The organism is Desulfobacter sp. (assembly GCF_050177295.1).
Window position 1 is genome coordinate 1 of record NZ_JBFXHE010000345.1, and the last position, 4,760, is coordinate 4,760.

The window sequence follows — 4,760 nt, forward strand, 5'->3', positions numbered from 1 at the left end:
ATCAGCGGATTGCCCGTACCCTGCTGCGGATCATGAGGCGGGCCGGGACCAGAACCCGGTCGGGGATTCAGATTGATATGCCCTTAAGCCGTCAGAATATTGCCGACTATGCAGGGACCACTTTATATACCGTCAGCCGCACCCTCAGTGCCTGGGAAAAAAAAGGCTGGATAAAATCCCGTCGTGAACAAATTATTATCACCGATCCCCATTCCCTGAACAAATTTGCCGAAATCGGATGAAAATATGTTATTTTATCTATTCGGCTGGTTGTAATTTTTAAGTTAAATTTTTCATCATCAGTAAAAATAGTTTTTCATTGTTTGCGCCAGAGCAAAGAAGCCGTATCAAATAAGGTTTATTCCTGTCTTTACTATTAAAGGCCAGATGAATTCAGCCTAAAGTCCAACCGTTATTTCGGGCAACGTTGAATCAAATGTCCTGGTGGTTCCGGGTTTCTGCCCTTCAGGGTCTGGCCGCTATTTAAAAGGAAAACGATTTTGAACAGTCCTGAGTTAAAAAGCATCTCGATCAAAGAATTGATAGACCAACATCCGACGCTTATCAAATTATTTATGGACATGGGGCTGCTCTGCATCGGCTGCCCGGCAGAGACCTTTCACACAGTGACGGATATTGCAGGAGAATATGGACTTAATCTGAATCATCTTTTATACCAGATTAACAGAGCCATTCAAAATACAGCCATATCAACCAATTCAGGAACACAAACCATAAAATAGGAGGAGCGATATGAAAGCACGAAAGATCAAAGAAGGCGTTTACTGGATGGGCTCAGTGGATTGGGACCGTCGACTGTTTGACGCCCTTATTCCCCTTCCGGATGGGACCAGTTACAACGCTTATCTTATTAAAGGAAGTGAAAAAACGGCATTGATTGACACCGTTGATCCCCCCATGGCCAAAGAATTCATGGCCCAGCTTGAAGGGGTCAAAAATATCGATTACATCATCTCAAACCACGCGGAACAGGACCATTCAGGAACGATCATGCAGGTCCTTGAAAAATATCCCAATGCTAAACTCATATCCACGCCCAAGGCCAAGGGCCTTCTCAAGGATCTTCTGGATATCCCGGAAAATTTTTTCGTTTCCATAGAAGACGGGGAGACACTCTCTTTGGGGGATAAAACCTTGAAATTTATTTTTATCCCTTGGGTTCACTGGCCTGAAACCATGGTAACCTTTCTGGAAGAGGACAAAATTTTGTTTAGTTGCGATTTTTTTGGTTCCCACATTGCCTCAAGTGGCCTGTTTGTTACGGATCATGGCCGGGTGTATGAGGCGGCCAAACGGTATTTTGCCGAAATCATGATGCCCTTTAGAAGCATCATTAAAAAAAATATGGAAAAATTGGCCCCTTATGACATTGAAATGATCGCCCCGGGCCACGGCCAGATATTTTCCGATTCCGGTTTTATTCTTGATGCATATAAAAAATGGACCGAGGGTACCCCCAGGAACACCGTTGTTATCCCCTATGTATCCATGCACGAAAGTACAAGACTCATGGTGGAGCACCTTGTGGCGGCGCTGGTGGACAAGGGCGTCCGGGTGGAACAGTTTAACCTGGCTGTCACCGATATCGGAAAACTGGCCATGGCCCTGATGGACGCTGCCACCATTGTTGTAGGCACTCCCACTATCCTGTCCGGTCCCCATCCTTATGCCGCCTATGCCGCATTTCTGGCCAACGCCCTGCGGCCCAACACAAAGTTCCTCTCTGTAGTGGGCTCCTATGGCTGGGGTGGCAAGACCGTGGATACCCTTGCCGGGATGATTCCCAACCTTAAGGTCGAGGTAATTGATCCGGTTCTCTGCAAAGGTGTCCCAACCGCAAGTGTAGTCAATGCCCTGGATGATCTGGCAGGTGCCATCGCCCGGAAACACAAAGAAAACGACTATACATAAAAACAACCTGTTTAATTTTATCCAAACCCGTATCATAACCTAAAAAAGGAGTAAATAATCATGTTTTGTTTTCAATGTCAGGAAACCGCAAAAAACATCGGCTGTACCGTAAAAGGTGTCTGCGGAAAGCCCGAAGAAACCGCCAACCTTCAGGATTTGTTGATTTTCGTGCTCAAGGGAATCTCTGTCTATGGTGAAAAGCTCAAAGAACTGGGGAATCCCGACCGGTCCAATGACAATTTTGTGGTACAGTGCCTGTTTGCCACCATTACCAATGCCAACTGGGACGATGCACGATTTGTCAGTATGATCAATGACGGTCTGAAGCGCAAAGACCTGATCCGGTCAAGGTTTTTGGCCGCATACAAAGAGAAAAACAATACAGCGTTTGACGGTCTACTGCCTGAAGCCGCTACCTGGACCGGGGATGTGTCCGATTTTGCAGAAAAGGCAAAAACCGTAGGCATTCTTGCCACGGAAAACGAGGATGTCCGTTCCCTGCGCGAATTGCTGATTATCGGCCTTAAAGGGGTAGCAGCCTATACTGACCACGCCGCTGTCCTGGGATGTCAAAAAGATGAAATCAACGATTTTATCATGGAAGCTTTGGCCTCCACCACAAAGGACCTGTCCGTGGATGAAATGATCGCCATGGTCATGAAGGCCGGAGAAATCGCCGTTAACACCATGGCTCTGCTGGATGAAGCCAATACCACAGCCTACGGAAACCCGGAGATTACCGAAGTCAACATCGGTGTGGGTAAAAATCCAGGAATTCTGGTCTCTGGCCATGATCTCAAAGACATGGAAGAGCTGCTCAAACAGACCGACGGCACCGGCATTGATGTATACACCCACGGTGAAATGCTGCCGGCCAACTATTATCCGGCATTTAAAAAATACGATCATTTCGTGGGCAATTACGGGGGCTCATGGTGGCACCAGAATAAAGAATTTGAATCCTTTAACGGTCCTATCCTGCTGACCACCAACTGCCTGGTGCCTCTGAAAAAGAGCAACACCTACCTGGACCGCCTTTTTACCACCGGCGTGGTGGGGTATGAAAACGCGGTACACATTGCAGACCGGCCCGAAGGCGGGGCCAAGGATTTTTCAGCCCTGATCGAAAGGGCCAAAACCTGTGCGCCTCCCGAAGAAATTGAGACGGGCACCATTGTGGGCGGATTTGCCCACAACCAGGTTATAGCCCTGGCCGACAAGGTGGTTGATGCGGTAAAATCCGGCGCCATTAAACGTTTTGTGGTCATGGCAGGCTGCGATGGCCGGCAGAAAAACCGAAGTTACTATACAGAAGTTGCTGAAAAGCTGCCAAAGGATACGGTGATCCTCACAGCCGGCTGTGCCAAGTACCGGTACAACAAGCTTGACTTAGGGGACATCGGAGGTATTCCCAGGGTACTGGATGCGGGTCAATGCAACGATTCCTACTCCCTGGCGGTCATTGCCCTGAAACTCAAAGAGGTGTTTGGTCTGGACGACATTAATGATTTGCCCATCTCCTACGACATTGCCTGGTATGAGCAGAAAGCCGTGGCCGTGCTCCTGGCACTGCTTTCCCTCGGTGTCAAGGGCATCCGCCTTGGACCTACACTTCCGGCATTTCTGTCTCCGGCCGTGGCCAAGGTCCTCGTGGAAAAATTTGACATCAAGCCCATTGGTACGGTGGACGAGGATATTGCAGCCATGATGGCCGGCAATTAATCCTGCCGGAACTCGTATAAAATAGAACCGGTATTGTTTTTTCAGCAACAGAAATGATGCCGGTTTTTTACAAACATATAAACAGTTTGTGTCTGAACGATAAATTGGCCTAAGACTTGCCAAATGTATCGGAATTTCATACATTTTGAGGAGATGATGAAATATGAACAACGGATTCATGGACAGGCTTATAGAGCAAAATCCCGATGCAATGATATTTGCTGATACTGAAGGGATAATACGTGTATGGAATCTGGCGGCTGAGCGTGTTTTTGGATTTACCAAAGAGGAAGCAATCGGATCAAACCTAGACATCATAGTTCCGCAAAACTTACGAAAGGCCCATTGGCGCGGATATGAACAGGCGATGCAAAGTGGGGAAACAAAATATGTTGGAAAGTCCTTGCCTACGAAATCTTTACATTCAGACGGGTCTGTCATTTACGTTGAACTCGGTTTTTCTATTGTTTTAGATTCCGCAAAGAATGTGATTGGGGCTCTGTCAAGCGCGAGAGACATTACCACGAGATATAAGGAAGAACGGGAGAATCGAAAGAGGTTGGCTGAGTTAGAGAATGCTCAGAGGTAAGAATTCCAGGTGACCCAGATTACCTATGTGGAAAAGATGTTAAAATTTTTTATATGTTAACAGGTGTGAGGTTTCAAATGAAAAAAATGATCAAACCTGTAATTTTTGTCTTCATCGGCATTATTATCGCTTTTCCTGTATTCAGCCTGACCTATTATACCATGGCGAGAACATCAACGCCGGGATTCTGCGCCTCCTGTCACGAGATTCAGCCTGCCTTTAACGCATGGAAAACCTCTACCCATGTAAACAACGCCCAGGGATTTGTGGCGGATTGTATGGACTGCCACCTGCCTGCCCCGCAGGATACAATTAACTTTTTTTATACAAAGACAGCCCACGGCATCAAAGATGTATTCGTTCATTTTGCCTATGGAACCTATGATCGGGAAAAAAGCCGTGAGCATACCTATGCAGCCTTTAAAAATGCACAATGCCAGAAATGTCACCGAAATCTGTTGAATATCCCGGATAAAAGGGGCGCCATGCTGGCTCACCGGACAGTTTTATATCCCAG

Annotated in this window: 6 protein-coding genes; all 6 read left to right on the plus strand. The window is 47.0% G+C overall.

Annotated features, from left to right (window positions below):
• Positions 1-242 (plus strand): Crp/Fnr family transcriptional regulator (locus tag AB7U36_RS18560; protein WP_428161150.1); only part of this gene is annotated, 242 nt, incomplete at its 5' end.
• A 258-nt stretch (positions 243-500) separates the two neighbouring features.
• On the plus strand, positions 501-743 hold the full coding sequence (locus AB7U36_RS18565) for a DUF1858 domain-containing protein (RefSeq protein WP_428161151.1): 243 nt from the start codon (positions 501-503) through the stop codon (positions 741-743).
• A gap of 10 nt (positions 744-753) precedes the next feature.
• Complete coding sequence (locus AB7U36_RS18570) at positions 754-1,932, plus strand: FprA family A-type flavoprotein (protein WP_428161152.1); 1,179 nt, start codon at positions 754-756, stop codon at positions 1,930-1,932.
• 60 nt (positions 1,933-1,992) lie between these two features.
• Positions 1,993-3,654 carry a hydroxylamine reductase gene (gene hcp, locus AB7U36_RS18575; protein WP_428161153.1) on the plus strand — a complete coding sequence of 554 codons (1,662 nt, stop codon included), beginning with the start codon at positions 1,993-1,995 and terminating at the stop codon, positions 3,652-3,654.
• Positions 3,655-3,817: 163 nt separating this feature from the next.
• On the plus strand, positions 3,818-4,243 hold the full coding sequence (locus tag AB7U36_RS18580; protein WP_428161154.1) for a PAS domain-containing protein: 426 nt from the start codon (positions 3,818-3,820) through the stop codon (positions 4,241-4,243).
• A gap of 77 nt (positions 4,244-4,320) precedes the next feature.
• Positions 4,321-4,760, plus strand: a 440-nt coding sequence (locus tag AB7U36_RS18585) for a NapC/NirT family cytochrome c (RefSeq protein WP_428161155.1), incomplete at its 3' end; no start/stop codon positions are given.